Here is a 17,403-nt window from a genome sequence, read left to right as displayed (position 1 = left end):
TTCCGAACCCGGAAGTTAAGCTTCCCAGCGCCGATGGTACTGCACTCGGGAGGGTGTGGGAGAGTAGGTCACCGCCGCACAAACTTTCAAGGAAAAGGGTCTCGACACCAGGTTCTGGTGTTGAGACCCTTTCCGCATGTCCGGACCCCCTTTTTTTCCGCATGTCCGGGGGTCTTTGGGGCTGGGGTCTTTTCGGTGTGTTCCTGGTCTTTTTTGGAAGGTCGCGGTCTCGTCGTCTGGGCGGGGGTCTTCGGGGCTACGCGGTCGAGGTCGCTGTTTTTCGCCTGCGGGGTCTTCCAGGGTCGCGGGCTTTCGGATGGCCGCGCGTCTTCTTTGAGCGCCGGGGCTTCTCCGGTGGTGTCGGCACGCAGCTCTCAATCCCCGAGCCCCAGTCGTCCCGCGTCCAGTCCGCCATGCCCAGTCCCTGACCTCCGGGCCCGACTCCCAGTTCTCCCTCAGGGCTCGGCCCTGAGCGTCGAACTAGACTGCAACGTCGGCGCTTGGCCGTCTTGCTTGAGGTTGTAGTGGCTGTTGTTCAGCTAGCGTCCGGTTGGCATTTGGTCGGGCCTTCGCGTGTTCGGATCACCTATAGGGGTGGTCCGGTGCTCCCTCGGAGGGGTTGGGGTCGTTCCCGCGCTGGGGCCAGCCGCTGATTCCGATGGGTTGGTTGCGGTGGTAGTGGTCGAGGCCGGCGATCGTGTACGGGACGGTGTTGTCCGGTATGCGATGGGCCGGGAACCATTCGACGGCGGCGCACTTGTGGGGTTCGGCATTGATGATGTCGCCTGTCCAATGACTGGCGGCGAAGAAGAAGCCGATGCGGGGCCTGCCTTCGGGGTTCAGGTGATGGAGGACGGTCGCCGGGCGGAGGGAGGCGGGGTCGAGGTGGACGCCGACCTCTTCCCTGGTTTCTCGTAGCGCGCATTTGATGACCGTCTCGCCCTCGTCCAGGTGGCCTGAGGGAAGACAGAACCAGCCGTCCCGGTAGCCGGTGCCTTGGCGTAGGCAGAGCAAGATGTTCTCGTCCTGTTCAAGGATCACGTGGACGTCCACGGTGACCTGCTGGCGCTGCGGCAAGAGACGTCCTCCCACGAATCGGCGCTCTGTGGCGGTAACGATGGTGCTGGGCTCGCGGGGGAGCCATGGGTCGGCGTATCGGTAGTGATCGGGCTCCTGCGTGGAGCCGGTAAGAGCGCTGCGGTCGTCGATGTGACCATCATGCGCCGCTTAAGGCGAGCTCGGCTACCGCTGGTTGTGTGATGGTCGCGCTGCGTTGCCTGTAGGCGCTCCTCGCCTCCGCGCCTTATACCCGCGACCCCCGTGTCCTCGCGGCTGCCGTGTTCGCGCCCGCGCCCTCGTGGCTGCGCTCCCGTGGCCTGTGGTCCGCGCGTTAGTGCCGGGGATCGCGTGGTCAGCACCTTCGCGCCCTTCACTTCGGTGCCCGGCGATTCTGTGGCCCGGGACGACCTGGCCCTGTCCTCATCGCCCCGTGCCGTCATGGCTCTACGGCTCCCGTGGCCCTCAGGGCGCATGCTCCGAGGGCTCATGCCCCCGGAGCTCGTGCCTCCAGGCCCATGCCTCCGGGGCTCGTGCTCCTGGGCCGTGGTCCGTTTGAGCCCTTGTGGTCGGCGTTTTCCTGGTTCGTGCCTGTCTGCGCGCTGGGCTCGTGGCCCCCTGAGCTCCCGGCTTCATGGCACCGTCTTGCTGGTCGCGGGTGTGCGTTGTCGGGGCCCGGTGGGGGTTCAGGTGACGTGGGTGGCGATGGTGCGGGCGCAGGCCAGGGATTCGGCGTGGGTGGTGTCTACCTCTACGTCGTAATGGACGCCTTGGTGGACCACGTCCGCCTGTTGCGTGGCCATGCCGTGGACGCGGTTGCCGCGGGCCAGCTCGCGGCCGGCGGCAACCTCGCTGTCGCACTTGACGCCGACCCATAGGACGTCGAGGCCGGCCAGGGCCTTTTGCCAGCGTTCCTGGGAGGCGGCGCCGCCGAGGAAGACGTCGTCGATGATGATGTGGGCTCCGGCGCGGGCCATCGCGGCCACGCCCTCGGACCAGGCGCGGTCGAGGGCGGCGAATTCGGGCCCGACGTTCACGCTGCCGTCGGGGCCGATGTCGAGGCCTGCCTCCGACGCCTGTAGGGCCGCCGGCAGCGCATCGACCATGGTGTCGACCCCTAGGGCGAGCCAGGGGACCGGCAGGATGGCCTGCAGGCAGCGTACGATGCCTGACTTGCCGGAGCTGGATCCGCCGTTGAGCACGATGACGTCCGTTGCCATGCGGATTACCTTACGGGGGCGCGGCGGCGGCCCGAAACGGGTTTTCGGCAGCTCAGCGAGCTCGCATGCGTTTGGCGCGATCTTCCCGGGTCAGAGGTGCAGGGTGCCGGACATCACTGTGATCGCCTGGCCGGCGAGATGAACGCGATCGCCGGCGTACGTGACGTGTACGACGCCGCCGCGCTTGGACAGCTGCGCCCCCACAAGAGACGTACGGCCGAGGCGGTCCGCCCAGTACGGCGCCAGGGCGCAGTGGGCCGAGCCGGTGACCGGGTCCTCGGGGACGCCGACGTTCGGGGCGAAGAAGCGGGAGACGAAATCCGACCCGGCAACCGGGCTAGTAACCGGCTCAGCATCCAGCTCGGTATCGGTGCCTGCGGCTGTCCCGGTGTCCGTCTTGGAGCCGGCGGCGGTGACGATGACGCCTCTCGCGTCGACTGCGGTGAGGGCCGGGATATCGGGGGTCAGGGCCGCGACCGTTTCCGCCGAGTCCACCTCCACCAGCAGGTCGAGCTGGCTTTTTCCGACCCGGACCGGGGTGACGCCGAGCGCTTTCTCCAGGCCGGGAGGAACGGTGGTGGAGGTCACCTCCTTGGCCGGGAAATCCATTGTGATCATGTTGTCGGGGCGGCGATTCACGGTAAGGGTGCCGCTGGCCGTACGGAATTCGAGCGGGCCCGTCGCGGCTCCTGTCGAATAGAGCACGTGCGCGGTGGCCAGCGTGGCGTGACCACACAGTGTGACCTCGACGGCGGGGGTGAACCAGCGCAGGGAATCTCCGAGCAGGAAAGCGGTCTCGGAGAGGTTCATCTCGGCCGCTACGCTCTGCATCCATCGGTCAGTAACCGGAGAGTCCAGCAGGCAGACGGCTGCGGGATTACCCTTGAAAGCTGTGCCGGTGAAGGCGTCGACGGTGAAGAGGCGCATGTGGCCGATGGTATACGGGGGGCGGATATCCAGCTGCAAGCGGGCTGCAAGCCGTACAAAATGGAATTAGGGCTGGGCGTGTCGCGTGGCGAATGCGGAATCGTCGGTTACCGTCCAATGTGTAGGGACGTGCCGATTACGGTGAGTTCCTGAGGAAAGGACAAGCCGATGGGGGCAGTGCGCAAGGTGGTGAGCTACCTTGGCCTGAGCGGGGTCGAGCACTACGACGAGGGCTACGAGTACGACGAGCAGTACGAGGACGAATACGTCCCGGCGACCGAGCGGGCCGCCCGCAGGTGGCGTGCGAACGTCGACTCGTCGCGGATCGTCATGGTGCAGCCGCTCAAGTACAACGACGCACCGTTGATCGGCCAGCATTTCCGTGACGGCCAGACGGTGATCATGGATGTCACGGGCATGTCGATGTCCGAGGCGACGCGGATGGTGGACTTCGCGGCCGGGCTGGCGTTCGGGTGCGAGGGCCGGATCGAGCGCATCGCGGAGCGGGTGTTCCTGCTCGCGCCGGCGCACGTGGAGATCGAGACCACCTGACCGGGTGGCGCCGGTTCACGCCGGCGATTCCGCGCGCCGGGCCCGGCCGAGGTGGCCGGGTGCCGTCTCGACGCCGTCGTGGCGCCGTGTCGATGTCGTGCGAGCTGGGCCGTCTCCCTCCCGGTCCCAGGCCGCGCCCCTTTCCCTGTTTTCGCCGGGGGACCCTTCGACCCTCCTGTCCTTACGCTTCGTGAGCGGACGGCCACTTCCACGAGACCGCTGCACGACTTCTACGAGGGGCAGGCCGCCGTACGCGCGGCGCCGAGGGGCGGGTCGCCGGATGCGCGTCGTCTGGGGGCGGCGGCCCTGTGGGCGACGGGTCCCGGTAGCGCTTCTCGCAGTGGGTGCCCATCCAGAGGGAGTCGTCCGCAGCGGACGGGCCGCCGTGGTGGGCGGCCCGTGGTGGGCGGCCCGTGGGGGTCGGCCGGTGGTTTTGGTTGGGTTCCGTCAGTGGGCGGCGCGGGGGCCGCGGCGGATCAGGCGGGTGAGTTCTGTGGCGTCTTCGGCGGCTTCCTTGGCACGGGCCTCGGCCTCCCGTGCGTACGCGTGCAGCGCCCACACCGCGCCCTCGGCCAGCTCTTTCAGCTCGCTGACCTGCCCCGCGACGTAGCGGGCGTCGGCCTCGACGAGTTTGCGGCGCTGCCAGAGCTGCCAGCCGGCCAGGCCGATCATGGCGACGCCCGCGGCGGCGAGCAGGTGCTCGGCCACGACGGCGCCGATCAGGCAGGCGACGCCGAGGACGATGAGCACGATGGCGGCCCACGGGCGGCCGCGCGGCACCACGCCCTCGGTGAGGATGGAGTGCTCGGCCGCGGCCAGCGACTCCTGGTCGGGGCCCTCGGGGTGCAGCCGGATGCGATGGCCGAGCAGCGGAACGGTGAGCGTCTCGGGTGGTTCGAGGCGGCTGTCGGCTTCGAGCTCCTCGGCCACGCCGCGCAGGATGGGCGCGGCGACGTGCAGCGCGATCGCCGCCAGGTGTGGGTCGGCGCCGGGGCGCAGGTCGTCGAGCAGGTACGTGCTGAGCGAGGCCATCGGCCCGGCCGGCCCGCTCTGGCCGATGAGGGAGCGCAGCACGGCGAGCGGTTCGTTCTCGGCCCAGCTGCCGGCGGGGTCGCCGGCGCTGTTGTCGAGCGGCGCGCCGAGGGTCTGCTCGGACTGCCGGGCGGAGGTGATCTCGGCGCAGCGGGCGCGCAGCCGGGCCAGGCGGGCGGCGGCCACGGCGGGCTTGGCCAGCTCGGGGATCTCCGCCATCTCGGGGAAGTCGGCCAGCGACGGCGGCACGACGACGGAGGGCTCGCCGGGCGCCAGGGCCTGCACCCATTGCTGGGCGTCGGCGTGGTTTTGGACGGCGAGGGCGTCGAGCTTGCGCAGCACGAAGATCTTGCCGGCGGGGCCGTAGGCGCCCCGGGCGGCGGCCAGCCAGAGCGAGCGCTGGCCGTGGGTGACGGGCCGGTCGATCGACAGCTCGCCGAACGCGGTGCCGAGCCAGGACGCGTGGATGCGGCTGCCCTGCCCGGAGACGGCGAGTGCGAGGCAGAGGAAGAGCGCGGTCTGCTGCTGGTCGCGCCCGGCGGCCCGGCTCAGCGGCTCGAGCGGGTCGTCGCCGGCGAGCAGCGCGACCAGCGCCTCGACGGCCGGTGGCAGCCAGTAGCCGGGTATGTCGCTGAAGCTCGGTGCGGCCGGTGGTGCGGCGCCGTTGGCGGCGAGGTGTGCCACCAGCGCCTCGGCATAACGGTGCAACTCGGTCGCTGCTGGGGGGCTCGCAGTCAGGTCCGTGCTCAAGGCAGAGAACTCCCCGTTTCGGCCGCGGTTCATGACCGCGTAAAGCCTAGCCGTTGGGGCGCGCGAACCGGGTGGAGGCGCGCCCACGACGATAGGGGAGACTTTGAGCCAACTGCCGGTTTACATGCGCTCGGGGACAGGGACACCGAGGAGACCGAGCCCCGTTTCGAGCACCCGCAGGGTCAGCGCGCACAGGGCGAGCCGGGAGGCGCGGGTGTCGGGGTCGACCCCTTCCTTGAGCACCGGGCACTGCTCGAAGAAGTCGGTGAAGGCGGAGGCGGTGGCGTAGAGGTACGCGCACAGCCGGTGGGGCTCGCTCAGCTCCGTCGCCTGCTCGACCACGCTGCCGAAGCCCAGCAGTTGCAGGGCGAGTGCGCGCTCCGGCGCGGCGCCGAGCCTGATGGGGCCGGTCGCGGCGGCGGGGTCGATCTCGCCCTTGCGGAAGATGGAGCGGATGCGGGCCTGGGCGTATTGGAGGTAGGGGCCGGTGTTGCCGGTGAAGGCCACCATGCGGTCGAGGTCGAAGACGTATTCGCTGTCGTGGCTGACCGACAGGTCGGCGTATTTCACCGCGGCCATGCCGACGGCGCGGGCGATCTCGTCCTGGGTCTCGGCGTCGTAGCCGCGGTCGGCGATCAGCGCGGCGGCCTTGTCGACGGCCGACTGGAGGAGGTCCATCAGCTTGACGGACTCGCCGGAGCGGGTCTTGAAGCGGCGGCCGTCCTTGCCGAGCATCATGCCGATCTGGACGTGCTCGGCCGAGACGGTGTCGGGCAGCCAGCCGGCCATGCGGGCGGCGGCGAACACCATGCGGAAGTGCAGGGCCTGATCGCTGCCGACGACGTAGAGGATGCGGTCGGCCTTGAGGTCGTGGACGCGGTAGCGGACGGCCGCCATGTCGGTGGTGGCGTAGCCGTAGCCGCCGTCGCTCTTTCTGATGATGAGCGGCAGCGGCCTGTCGTCGGAACCGGTGAAGCCGGGCGGGAACACGCAGAGCGCGCCCTCGCTCAGCTGCGCGGTGCCGGACGTCTCGAGGTCGTCGCAGGTCTTCTGGAGCATGGGGTTGTACATGCTCTCGCCGGCGATGTCGGCGTCGGTGAGGGTGACGCCGAGCATGTCGTAGACCTTGTTGAAGTAGCGCACGGTGGCGTCCATGAAGACGTGCCAGAGCCGCAGCGTGTCGGGGTCGCCCGACTGGAGGGTGCCGACCCGCGCGCGGGCGCGTGCCTTGAACGCCTCGTCGCTGTCGAACTTGGCGCGCGCCGCCTGGTAGAACTCGGTGCCCTGGCCGGCTTCGAGCTGGGCTATCGCGGCCGGTTCGCCGATGTCGAGCAGGTGCTCGATGAGCATGCCGAACGGGGTGCCCCAGTCGCCCAGGTGGTTCTGCCTGATGACGGTGTTGCCGACGTGTTCGTGCAGGCGGGCCAGCGAGTCGCCGACGATGGTGGTGCGCAGGTGGCCGACGTGCATCTCCTTGGCCGCGTTGGGCGCGGAGTAGTCGATCACCACGGTCTGCGGCGGGGTGCTGGTGCCGACGCCGAGCCGCTGGTCGGCGAGGATCTCGCCGGCCTCGGCCGCGATCCAGCCGTCGTCGAGCGTGATGTTGAGGAAGCCGGGGCCGCTGACCTCGACCGTGCCGGGGAAGTCGGACAGCTCGGCCCTGATCGCCTCTGCGACCTCCCGCGGGCTCCGTCGCAGGCGCTTGGCCAGGCTCATCGCGACGTTCGCTTGGAAGTCGGCGAACTGGGAGGGCCGGATCAGCGGGTCTGCGTCGGCGTGCTCGGAGCCGAACGCGCGGGCCAGCGCCTGCTGGACGCGCTCGGTGAGCACTTTCTGCGGGTCGGTCATGGTCTAAGGGTACCGGCGAGCTTGACCGCCACGCTTATCATTACGGCCGCCACGAGGGAGATGCCGACGGCGGTCAGGTCGTTGCCGAGATCGCCCGGCTGGAGGGCGAAGAAGTCTCTGACGAACGGCAGCGCGAGCCCGATCGCGAACAGCACCGCCATGGCCCCGACCAGCGCTCCGCGCCACCAGTTGAGCGGCCTGGCGATGAGCACGAGCACCCACCAGGTGGTGAGGAAGAGGGTGATGACGGCGGCGGTCTGGTGCTCCAGCAGATCGGAGGAGCCGTGGTGGGCGGCCCAGAACGTCGCGAGCACCGCCAGCGCGCACAGCACCCCGGCCGGTACGGCGAAGCGCATCACCCGGGGCACGAACCCGGGCCGCGAGCGTTCGAGGGTGGGCGCGAGCGCGAGGAAGATCGCGGGGATGCCGATGACGAGCGCGTTCGTCAGGGTGGAGTGGCGGGGCGCGAACGGGAACGCGATGCCGGCCAGCCCGACGAGCAGTGACAGCACGATCGCGTAGAAGGTCTTGGTGAGGAACAGGTTGGCGACGCGCTCGATGTTGGCCAGCACGCGGCGGCCCTCGCCGACGACGTGGGGCAGGGTGGCGAAGGTGTCGTCGAGCAGCACGACCTGCGCGACCGCCTTGGTGGCCGGGCTGCCGGTGCCCATGGCGATGCCGAGGTCGGCGTCCTTGAGTGCGAGCACGTCGTTGACGCCGTCGCCGGTCATGGCGACGGTGTGGCCGCGGGCCTGCAACGCGGTGACGAACGCGCGCTTCTGCTGCGGGGTGACCCGGCCGAAGACGGTGTGGCGGTCGAGCAGCTCGCCGAGCGCGGCGGGGTCGGCGGGGAGCGTACGGGCGTCGACGGCGCGCTCCGCGCCGGGGATGCCGAGGCCGGTGGCGATGGCCGAGACCGACAGCGGGTTGTCGCCGGAGATCACTTTGACCGTGACGCCCTGCTTGGCGAAGTAGCGCAGGGTCTCGTGGGCGTCGGGCCTGATGCGCTGGCTGAGCGTGACGAGCGCGACGGCCTCGATCTCGGCGTGCCCGTGCTGAGCTCGCTCCAAGCTGTCGGTACGGCACAGCGCCAGCACGCGCGTGCCCGAAGCGGCCAGCTCGGTGGCCCTGTCGTAGGCGTCGCCGCCCTTGAGCAGCACGTCGGGGGCGCCGAGCAGCCAGGTGCCTCGCGTACCGAAGTCGGCGCCGCTCCACTTGCGGGCCGAGGAGAACGGCACGCTCGCGCGGGCGCTCCAGCCGGCGGGCGTGGCGGGGTGGCGGGACTTGATGGCCTCGGCGGTGGCGTTGGGGTGGTCGTCGAGGTTCGCCAGGGCGGCGAGTGCCTGCTCGACGGGCTCGCCGTCGCCTACGGGCAGCACCTGGTCGAGGTCCATGCCGCCGGCGGTGAGCGTGCCGGTCTTGTCGAGGCAGAGCACGTCTACCCTGGCCAGGCCCTCGATGGCGGGCAGCTCCTGGACGAGGCAGCGGCGCCGGCCGAGGCGGACGACGCCGACGGCGAACGCGATGGAGGTCATCAGCACGAGCCCCTCGGGGATCATGGTGACGATGCCGGCGACCGCGCCGGTGATGGCGGTGCCGAGGTCGGCCGAGTTGTTCAGCTGGCTGTAGATGAGCAGGGCGCCGATCGGGACGACCAGCCAGGTGATGTATTTGATGAAGTTCGCCACGCCGGCGCGCAGCTCGGAGTGGGCGAGGTGGAAGCGGCTGGCCTCTTCGGCGAGCCGCACGGCGTAGGCGTCGGTGCCGACCCTGGTCGAGACGAACGCGCCCGAGCCGGCCACCGCGAAGCTGCCCGACAGCACGCGGTCGCCCGGCCGCTTGTGGACGGGGTCGGCCTCGCCGGTCAGCAGCGACTCGTCGATCTCCATGCCGTCGGAGTGGACGACCTCGCCGTCGACCAGCAGGCGGTCGCCGGGCCCGAGCAGGATGAGGTCGCCGAGCACCACGTCGCGGGGGTCGACCAGGCGTTCTTCGCCGTCGCGGCGCACGCGTACGGGAGCCTCGTTGATCACCGCGAGCCGGTCGAGCGTGCGCTTGGCGCGCAGCTCCTGGACGATGCCGATCAGCGCGTTGGCCACGATGACCAGCCCGAACAGGCCGTCCTGCCACTCGCCGAAGATCAGGATCAGTGCCCAAAGCACGCCGATGACCAGGTTGAACAGGGTGAACACGTTCGCTCTGAGGATGGCGCTCAGCGACCTGCTCGATCGGCGCGGCACATGGTTGGCCTTGGCCCCCGCTACTTGGGCGGACGTGAGCCCGTGGACCACCGAGGTGAGCCCCTCCACATAACCCCCCGTTTGTGTGGATCGGTCACACCCTAAAGGGTCGGCGCCCTTCCTCGAGGGTGACTTGATTCTGTCACCACAATCGATGCGAGCGGCCCGTGGCGGCCATGCGTTCGCCGATGGCGGGAACGACTCCGGCCGCGGCCAGGTCGGCGGCGAGCCGGCAGGCGGCGCTGATGCCCTGGGCCTTGGAGGCGCCGTGGGCGATGACGACGGTGCCGTTCAGGCCGAGCAGGACGGCGCCGCCGTACGCCTCGGCGTCGAGGCGGCGGCGCAGCTCGCGGATGCGGGAGCGCTGCAGCGCGGCGCCCAGCCTGGCGATCCTGCTGTCCTCGATCGCCTCCCGCAGCTCGGTGAAGGCGTAGCGGACGGCGCCCTCCATGGTCTTCAGCGCGACGTTGCCGGTGAAGCCGTCGGAGGTGATGACGTCGACCTTGCCGGTGAGCAGGTCGTGGCCCTCGACGTTGCCGGCGAAGTGCAGGCCGGAGCCGGCCTGGAGCAGTTCGTGGGCGCGCTTGACGACCTTGTTGCCCTTCTCGGCCTCGCTGCCGATGGTGAGCAGGCCGACCTTGGGGTCGTGGACGCCGTGGGCGAGCTCGGCGTAGATGGCGCCGAGGTGCGCGAACTGCAGCAGCATCTCCGGCTTGGCCTCGGCGTTGGCGCCGGCGTCCACGAGGACCGTGGGGGAGGGCAGGGTGGGGAGCGCGACGGCGATGGCCGGCCTGAGCACGCCCTGCTGGCCCTTGAGCCGCAGGCGGCCGGTGGCGACGACGCCGGCCGTCGACCCGGCGGAGACCACCGCGGCGGCGTCGCCGCGGCGCACGAGGTGGCAGGCGACCGCGATGCTGGACCGGGGGCGGCGCAGGCTGGCCAGCGCGCCCTCGTCCATGGCCAGCGCCTCCTCGGCCCTGACGATCGGGATCTCCTTGGTGGCGTCGTGGTCGGCGAGCGCCTCGTACAGCACGCGGGGCGAGCCGACGAGCACGACGGGCAGGCCGCGTTCGCGGACGGCGTGCACGGCTCCGGCCACGATCTCGTGGGGCGCGTGGTCGCCGCCCATGGCGTCGAGCGCGATCGGCCTGCTCTCTGACAAATGGTCACCTCGTACGGCTTCGAGCCCGCCGTCACGGCTTGGGCCGGAACGCGGGCTCGGATGTCCGCATCGCAGGCACGGCAGCTGCCAGGTTAACCGGCGGGTAGACCCTGATGGTCCCCGGCCGGGGCGCGTCGCGGCTAGCGCAGGTTCCAGTCGTCCAGGCCGCGGGTGACGATGACCTTCGAGAACGCGGACGAGCCGGTCAGCCGGATCAGCGGGCCGTCGCCGCTGCCGCCCGCGGTGCTCACGTTGCGCTTGCCGAAGACGGAGCCGCCCTCGTCGATGACGCGGGCGTCCGCGGGCACCCTGACGATGACCTTGCTGAAGTTCGCGCTGGTCTCGATGGTGATCTCGCGGCCGGGCAGCACGGCGTCGGACAGGTCGATGACGAGCGCGCCGAAGCCGGCCCGGAGCTTGAGGTGCCGGGAGGCCACCCAGCGGCCCTTGCGCACGATCTTGCTGAAGGTGGAGCTGATGACCTGCCGTTCGATGGCGACGGGAGCGGCCGAGGCCGTCACGTCGGGCAGGTCGTGGGTGAGGGGGACCAGCTCGCCGACGGTCTTGGCGTTGTAGGCGACGTCGAGGCGGTCGGCGTGCTCGACGCTGGTGAGTCTTCCTGTGGCGAGTGCTTCCGACAGGACGGCGGCCACGCGGTCGCGGTCTTCGTCTGAGGCGCGGAGCTGCGGATCCTGGGTCACGATATGTCAGTGTACGCCTGGACGCGATATGTCGCGAGTGCTCCGAACCTCAAGGAAAACTTGGAGACCGGCGGAACCGGTGACGGCAGTGGGCGCGTCCGGGTATTAAGAACCGTAGACGCGCGACAGGGTCGTGAGGTTTACACGCGATCGAACAAAAAAGATGGGAAAGGCCTAGTGATCTTGAACCAAGCTGGCACGCGACGCTTCCGGGCGTACACGTCCAAGCACCTCGACGAGCTCCTGCGGCGTGCGGGGCTTGGAGACGACGAGCGCCTCAAGGTGCGCGCCGTCGCCACGGTGCTGCCTTTCCGGACCAACGCCTACGTCGTGGATGAACTCATAGATTGGTCGGCTGCTCCCGACGACCCGATTTACCGGCTGGTCTTCCCACAGGAGGACATGCTGCCCGCAGCCGACGTCGCCCGGCTGGCCGACCTGCTCAAGGCCGAGGCGCCGAACGCCGAGATCCAGGCGGAGGCCAATCGAGTACGCGCCCAGCTCAACCCGCACCCCGCAGGCCAGAAGGAGCTCAACGTCCCGAAGATCGGCGACGAGCCCGTCCCTGGTATGCAGCACAAATATCCGGAGACCGTGCTGTTCTTCCCCAAACAGGGGCAGACCTGCCACGCCTACTGCACCTACTGCTTCCGGTGGGCGCAGTTCGTCGGTGACGCGGACCTGAAGTTCGCCTCCGACGACATCGACCAGATGGTCGGCTACCTCCGCCAGCACCCCGAGGTGACCAGCGTGCTGATCACCGGCGGCGACGCGATGATCATGGGTGAGCCCGTGATCAGGCGCTACATCGAGCCGCTCCTGGAGCTGGAGCAGCTCGAATCCATCCGGATCGGCACCAAGGCGCTCGCCTACTGGCCCCAGCGCTTCACCACCGACCCCGACGCCGGCGAGACCATGCGGCTGTTCGAGCAGGTCGTGGCCAAGGGCAAGAACCTCGCGTTCATGGCCCACTTCTCGCACCCGCGCGAGCTGGAGTCGTCGCTGGTCGAGTCCGCGGTCAAGAACATCCTCGGCAGCGGGGCGACGATCAGGACCCAGGCGCCGCTGATCAGGTCGATCAACGACGACCCGGCCACCTGGTCGTCCATGTGGCGGCGGCAGCACAGGATGGGGATGATCCCCTACTACATGTTCGTCGAGCGCGACACGGGCCCCCAGGACTACTTCGCGGTCCCGCTGGCGCGGGCGTACGAGATCTTCAGGGACGCCTACTCCTCGGTCTCCGGCCTCTGCCGTACGGTGCGTGGGCCGTCCATGTCGGCCACGCCGGGCAAGGTCTGCGTCGACGGCGTCACCGAGATCGCCGGCGAGAAGGTGTTCATGCTCCACTTCATCCAGGCCCGCGACCCGTCGCTGGTGGGGCGGCCCTTCTTCGCCCGCTACGACCCGTCGGCGGTCTGGCTGACCGACCTGCGGCCGGCCTTCGCCGACCGTTTCCCGTTCGAGAGCGCGGACGACCTGCTGCCCGCCTGACGGCGGTCGCGCGCGTCCACCGCGACCACAGAAAAACCGCGCCCCCGGCCCGTGACATTTGTTTTCGCGACCCTTTGTTCACGGGCCGCCGGGGCGCTTCCGACTTCGTGCGGTCTTGTCCGCGCTTTATCGTGAACAAGGCCGCCTGAATCCCGTTTTGTCTCCCCGCTCAACGCTCCCCCTTTACTCGGTAACCGGGCTGCAAACCCCTGCTACATGGGCATTCATGCGCCTGCGGCCACTCCGGGCGAGTGGTAGAACTGCTTTCGTAGCTCAGCCGTGGCGACACGCTCAGTGTGGTGCCCATAGCGCGTACGCGACGGCATACGGGGGTTATCGATTCGCATTTCCATCGCATTCGAGAGCGATCGATCACGAGCCGGGAAGGCAATCATGAATCGAGTAGTCAAGACGGCCCTGGCCGTCACAGCTTTCGGCTTGGCGGCGGCGGCCATGGCCGTGCCGGCGCAAGCCGATGTTCAATCAGAGACCGCCGCGCACGCGCCGGTCGACGGCGGGGGCACCACTGGAGCAAGCCCGCTCGGCGGCCTCCTCGGTGGCCTGGTCGGCGGCGACCTGCTGGGCAGCCTGCTCCCCGGGAGCAAGGCCAAGTCCGCGGCCGCCCCGTCCGGCCAGATGAGCGAGGTCGAGCGCGACCGGCTCAACGAGATGCGGATGCAGCAGCAGGCCGAGGCCAGGGGCAACGGGTTCGAGGACATCACGCGTACCGGCGGGCCCATGCCTGAGCTGTCGCCCATCGTCTCCAGCATGCCGTTCGGCGGCGGCGCCCTCACCTCGTCGCTGCCCCTGCTGGGCGCGGCGCGCATGGCGCAGCCGTCCGTCAAGTCCGGCCGCGCCCAGGGCGCCGCCCCGGCGGCGTCGGCGCTCAGCACGGTCAACGGCGTGCTCGCCTCGCCCGTCGGCGGTGCGCTCGGCCGCCTGCCCGGCGCCGGTCTGCTGCCGGCCTCCGGCAGCAGCATCGCCGACACCAGCGGCGTCACGGCCAAGACCGTCAACAGTGCGACCTCCGGCCTGCGGGCCGTCTCGGCCGACTCGTTCGTGGCCGGGCTCAGCGACGCGGCCGCGCGGGCGCTGCCGCACGCCACGAGCGGCCGGCTGTCGCCGGTCGTCGGCCGGGTCGCGCCCGCCGAGGTGGCGCCGGTCGTCGAGGCGGTGCCGGGCACGACGCAGGCCGTCGCCATGGACGAGCTCGCGCCGCTGGTCGAGGACACCGCCGCCTTCGTCGCCACCCGTGGGACCAAGGCCGCGGGCTCCTACAGCGACGTGGTCACCGCCCTGGGCTGGACCGCCGACGCGCTGACCGGCTCGGTGCGCGGCGTCACCGCCCACCACTAGCCCTCGCGGGCCGGGGGTGAGCGCGGGCTCGTCCTTGAACCGGCATGAAGGGACGCGGACGTCAAAGGTGCCGACGCCCGTGCGTCCGACCGCCGGAATTGCACGACCCGCCTCCCAGGCCCCCGCAACGGGCTCCCCTCCAGCTGGATCCGGTGTTCCCCGGCGCGATCGCCGGCTGCCGTGGCGGATTCCCCCTCCGGCGGCTCCGGCGCTCCCTCGGCGGGACGCCACCACCGCGGCAGGTTCCGGTGTTCCCTGGTGGAAGACCGGCCGCCACGGCGGACTCTTGTCCGCCGGGCGCGGTGCCCTCTCCGGAGGGTCCGACCGCCACGGCGGCTGCTCGACCGCCCGGCGCGGTGCCCCTCCTGGGGCCGGTCGTCAGGGCGGGTGCTTCTCCGGTCGGCGCGGTGCCTCCCTTGGTGGAGGTGGCGGGCGTCGTGGCCGGGTGCGGCAGGCCGTTCAGGATGTTCCCAGGTGCCGGGCGCCTGAGGCACTGACGCGCAGAGATGACGAGGACCTCCGCGGCACGCGGGCGGTCCGACTGACGGGCCAGGGCGGACGCGCCCTCGCCCCGGGCGTGCTCGCGTACGGCGCCGCCACTGCAGGGCAGCGGCGCCACGCGAGCCCCGCCCCGCCGCCGACCCTCAGGGGTCGGCGGCTTTCGCATGCTGTGCCCCGCCCCGCCGCCGACCCTCAGGGGGTCGGCGGCTTTCGCATGCCGTGCCGAGCCTCGCCTTCCTCGTCCTCGGGGGTGGGTGGAGAGCGTGGGGGTGGTGGGGTGGGCGGCGCTGTGGTGGGTGCTGGGGCCTTGGCGGCTGTGGTGTCTCATCTCCCGAGGCTCTCCGGCCGCTCGGGCGTCCAGAGCGCGTACGGCCCCTCGAACGGGGTGCTGTGGCGGCCCGGGTGGGTGGTCAGGGGAGGCGGACGCCGGTGCGGCGGGCTATCTGGGCTTGTAGGCGGGCCATCTGCCAGTGCAGCTCCAGCAACTGCTCGGCCAGTTGGATCCGCGGGATCTCGGACACATCCTCGGTGGCCAGGTGGTCAATCGCGGCCGAAAGCTCTCCCATCGCGAGCCCCCACTCCATCACCGTTCCTCGGATCGAATTGACGTTCGAATCCTAGCGGAACCCCCGCCGCGCTGTCAGTCTTTTGCCCCTCGCGTCGCACACGTTTCGTACACAAGAACGAACCCCCTGCACGATCGTCGTGCAGGGGGCGGGAAGCGAGAAGGTCAGCCCTTGTTGTAGGCGGCGATGACTTCCTTCGGGTCGCCGTCCATCCTGATCTTGCCCTTGTGCAGCCAGATGACCCGGTTGCAGGTCTCCTCGATGACCCTGAGGTCGTGGGCCACGAGGAAGACGGTGCCGGCCGACTCGCGGATCTGGCGGATGCGGGCCTCGCTCTTCTTGCGGAACTCGCGGTCGCCGGTGGCCAGCGCCTCGTCGATGAGGAGGACGTCGTGGGTCTTGGCGGAGGAGATGGCGAAGCGCAGGCGGGCGCCCATGCCGGAGGAGTAGGTGGACATCGGCAGCTGGACGAACTCGTCGATGCCGGAGAAGTCGACGATCTCCTGGTATTTCTCCCTGACCTCGGCGGGCGTCATGCCCATGGCGTAACAGCCGAGGACGATGTTGCGCTCACCGGTCAGCTCGCGCATCAGAGCGGCGTTGACGCCGAGCAGCGAGGGCTGGCCGTCGGTGTAGACGGCTCCTTTGTGCGGGGGCAGCAGGCCGGCGATGGCGCGCAGCAGCGTGGACTTGCCGGAGCCGTTGCGGCCGACGATGCCGATGGCGTCGCCGTGGTAGGCGACGAACGTCACGCCCTTGACCGCGTGGACCTCTTTCATCTGCGGGCGGCCCTGGCGCCTGAGTATGCGCGTGAGGGCGTTGACCGCGTTGCCCTTCTCGGCGTCGGAGGCGGCGCCGTAGACGCGGTAGACGATGTGGAGGTCGTCGACGATGACCGTGGGCGTGCCCGTGGGCACGTCGAGGGGCCGCTTGCTCGAAGGCTCCGGGGTGGGACGCTTCTTGGCGTCCTTGCCGGGGACGGCGGGCTTGTCGCCCTTCACCTGTGACAGCTCCTTGGTCAGTTCAGCCACGCCCGTACCTCTCCTCGGACCGCCAGAAGTACCAGAAGCCGAAGCCGAGTGCGAACACCGCCCAGAATACGCAAGACATCCACACCATCGGTGGCGGGTGGTGGCCGAACTCCGGCCTGTAGCTGTGGATGAGGATCTCGCGCATCCACTCGATGAACGACGCCGCCGGGTTGAGATACATCACGTTGGCCACCCACTGGGGCAGCTCCGCCGAGCCGACCACCTTGTCCTGGATGGAGAAGAAGACGCCGGAGGCGTAGAGCCAGGTGCGGGTGATGAACGGCAGCAGCTGGTTGAGGTCGCGCATCGTGGCGCCGAGGCGGGCGACGATGAGGCCGGCCCCGATGTTGAACAGCGTCTGCAGCGCGAGCACCACGGGGATCATGAGCCAGAACCACGTGGGCATCTGTCCCATGATGACCAACAGGACGAGGAGCACGCCCATGGAGATGGCGAGCTGCTGCAGCTCCTGGATCGTGTACGCCAGCGGCAGCGAGGCCCGCGGGAAGTGCAGCGCCCTGATGAGCGACAGGTTGCCGGAGATCGACTTGGCCCCGGCGGTGACCGTGCGCTGGGTGAAGGTGAAGATGAACATCCCGGTCAGCAGGAACGCCGGGTAGTCCTCGATGCCTTTGCCGCCGCCCAGGATGAGACCGAACATCACGAAGTAGATGGCGGCGTTGAGCAGCGGGGTCAGCACCTGCCACAGCTGACCGAGCGTGGAGCTGGAGTATTTCGAGACGTTGCGCGAGGTCGCGTACGTCAGGATGAAGTGTCGCCGCTCCCACAGCTGGCGCAGATATACCGGGAACCTCGGCCGCGCGATGGCACGGCGAAGCCCGTATCTCTTGGCGAGCTTGGCCAGCGGCTCCTGCCCGCTTCGGCCGCCCGCCTGGGCGTCCGCGACAGCGGATTCCGGCTGGCTCATGGCAAGGACTCTATTGGATCCCGGGTGGTGGGGTGCCTG

General features: G+C 69.9%; 14 protein-coding genes and 1 rRNA gene. 4 read left to right on the top strand and 11 right to left on the bottom strand.

The window, feature by feature from the left end; all coding sequences use genetic code 11:
- Nucleotides 1–80 (top strand): 5S ribosomal RNA (rrf, locus tag AB0K28_RS32505); the annotation flags it as partial.
- Nucleotides 81–582: 502 nt separating this feature from the next.
- Here the strand turns inward: rrf and AB0K28_RS32500 are convergent.
- From AB0K28_RS32500 to AB0K28_RS32490, 3 genes are all read right to left on the bottom strand, one after another.
- Entirely contained in the window at nt 583–1,053 is a 471-nt protein-coding gene (locus AB0K28_RS32500; RefSeq protein WP_364377530.1) for an NUDIX domain-containing protein, read from the bottom strand.
- Nucleotides 1,054–1,742: 689 nt separating this feature from the next.
- On the bottom strand, nt 1,743–2,276 hold the full coding sequence (gene cpt / locus AB0K28_RS32495; RefSeq protein ID WP_345391302.1) for a chloramphenicol phosphotransferase CPT: 534 nt from the start codon (nt 2,274–2,276) through the stop codon (nt 1,743–1,745).
- A gap of 90 nt (nt 2,277–2,366) precedes the next feature.
- Nucleotides 2,367–3,203, bottom strand: coding sequence for a PhzF family phenazine biosynthesis protein (locus tag AB0K28_RS32490; RefSeq protein WP_364377528.1), 837 nt, complete (start codon nt 3,201–3,203; stop codon nt 2,367–2,369).
- Between the two features lie 168 nt (nt 3,204–3,371).
- Here AB0K28_RS32490 and sepF point away from each other — a divergent pair, with 168 nt between their 5' ends.
- Nucleotides 3,372–3,755, top strand: coding sequence for a cell division protein SepF (gene sepF, locus AB0K28_RS32485; RefSeq protein ID WP_355414820.1), 384 nt, complete (start codon nt 3,372–3,374; stop codon nt 3,753–3,755).
- 447 nt (nt 3,756–4,202) lie between these two features.
- Here the strand turns inward: sepF and AB0K28_RS32480 are convergent, their stop codons facing one another.
- The 5 genes from AB0K28_RS32480 to AB0K28_RS32460 form a co-directional block, all read right to left on the bottom strand.
- A complete protein-coding gene (locus AB0K28_RS32480) occupies nt 4,203–5,537 on the bottom strand; it encodes a hypothetical protein (protein ID WP_364377526.1) in 1,335 nt (444 codons plus the stop codon).
- Between the two features lie 120 nt (nt 5,538–5,657).
- The gene (argS, locus tag AB0K28_RS32475; protein ID WP_364377524.1) at nt 5,658–7,385 is read right to left on the bottom strand and encodes an arginine--tRNA ligase; all 1,728 of its coding nucleotides are present in this window, start codon (nt 7,383–7,385) and stop codon (nt 5,658–5,660) included.
- A complete protein-coding gene (locus tag AB0K28_RS32470; protein WP_364377522.1) occupies nt 7,382–9,694 on the bottom strand; it encodes an HAD-IC family P-type ATPase in 2,313 nt (770 codons plus the stop codon). The genes argS and AB0K28_RS32470 overlap by 4 nt, the downstream gene beginning before the upstream one ends.
- 73 nt (nt 9,695–9,767) lie before the next feature.
- Nucleotides 9,768–10,787: a phosphate acyltransferase PlsX gene (gene plsX, locus AB0K28_RS32465; RefSeq protein ID WP_364377520.1), complete on the bottom strand. Its 1,020-nt coding sequence runs from the start codon at nt 10,785–10,787 to the stop codon at nt 9,768–9,770.
- A 140-nt stretch (nt 10,788–10,927) separates the two neighbouring features.
- The gene (locus AB0K28_RS32460) at nt 10,928–11,488 is read right to left on the bottom strand and encodes a DUF1707 domain-containing protein (protein WP_345391281.1); all 561 of its coding nucleotides are present in this window, start codon (nt 11,486–11,488) and stop codon (nt 10,928–10,930) included.
- 177 nt (nt 11,489–11,665) lie between these two features.
- On the opposite strand from AB0K28_RS32460, the gene AB0K28_RS32455 reads away from it, so the two are divergent.
- Nucleotides 11,666–12,982 (top strand): lysine 2,3-aminomutase, encoded by a 1,317-nt coding sequence (locus AB0K28_RS32455; protein ID WP_364377517.1) that lies wholly within the window; start codon nt 11,666–11,668, stop codon nt 12,980–12,982.
- Between the two features lie 393 nt (nt 12,983–13,375).
- Nucleotides 13,376–14,338: a hypothetical protein gene (locus AB0K28_RS32450; protein ID WP_364377515.1), complete on the top strand. Its 963-nt coding sequence runs from the start codon at nt 13,376–13,378 to the stop codon at nt 14,336–14,338.
- 911 nt (nt 14,339–15,249) lie between these two features.
- Here AB0K28_RS32450 and AB0K28_RS32445 read toward each other — a convergent pair.
- The 3 genes from AB0K28_RS32445 to AB0K28_RS32435 form a co-directional block, all read right to left on the bottom strand.
- Nucleotides 15,250–15,405, bottom strand: a complete 156-nt coding sequence (locus AB0K28_RS32445; protein WP_345391275.1) for a hypothetical protein — start codon at nt 15,403–15,405, stop codon at nt 15,250–15,252.
- A gap of 164 nt (nt 15,406–15,569) precedes the next feature.
- Nucleotides 15,570–16,436 (bottom strand): ABC transporter ATP-binding protein, encoded by an 867-nt coding sequence (locus tag AB0K28_RS32440; protein ID WP_364377513.1) that lies wholly within the window; start codon nt 16,434–16,436, stop codon nt 15,570–15,572.
- The gene (locus tag AB0K28_RS32435) at nt 16,429–17,364 is read right to left on the bottom strand and encodes an ABC transporter permease (protein ID WP_345391272.1); all 936 of its coding nucleotides are present in this window, start codon (nt 17,362–17,364) and stop codon (nt 16,429–16,431) included. Before AB0K28_RS32435 ends, AB0K28_RS32440 begins: the two co-directional genes overlap by 8 nt.
- Nucleotides 17,365–17,403 lie beyond the last annotated feature (39 nt).

Origin of the sequence: Nonomuraea sp. NPDC049504 (assembly GCF_040676845.1) — a bacterium.
Classification (GTDB): Bacteria; Actinomycetota; Actinomycetes; order Streptosporangiales; family Streptosporangiaceae; genus Nonomuraea; species Nonomuraea salmonea.
This window is presented reverse-complemented; position numbering and strand designations above follow the sequence as displayed.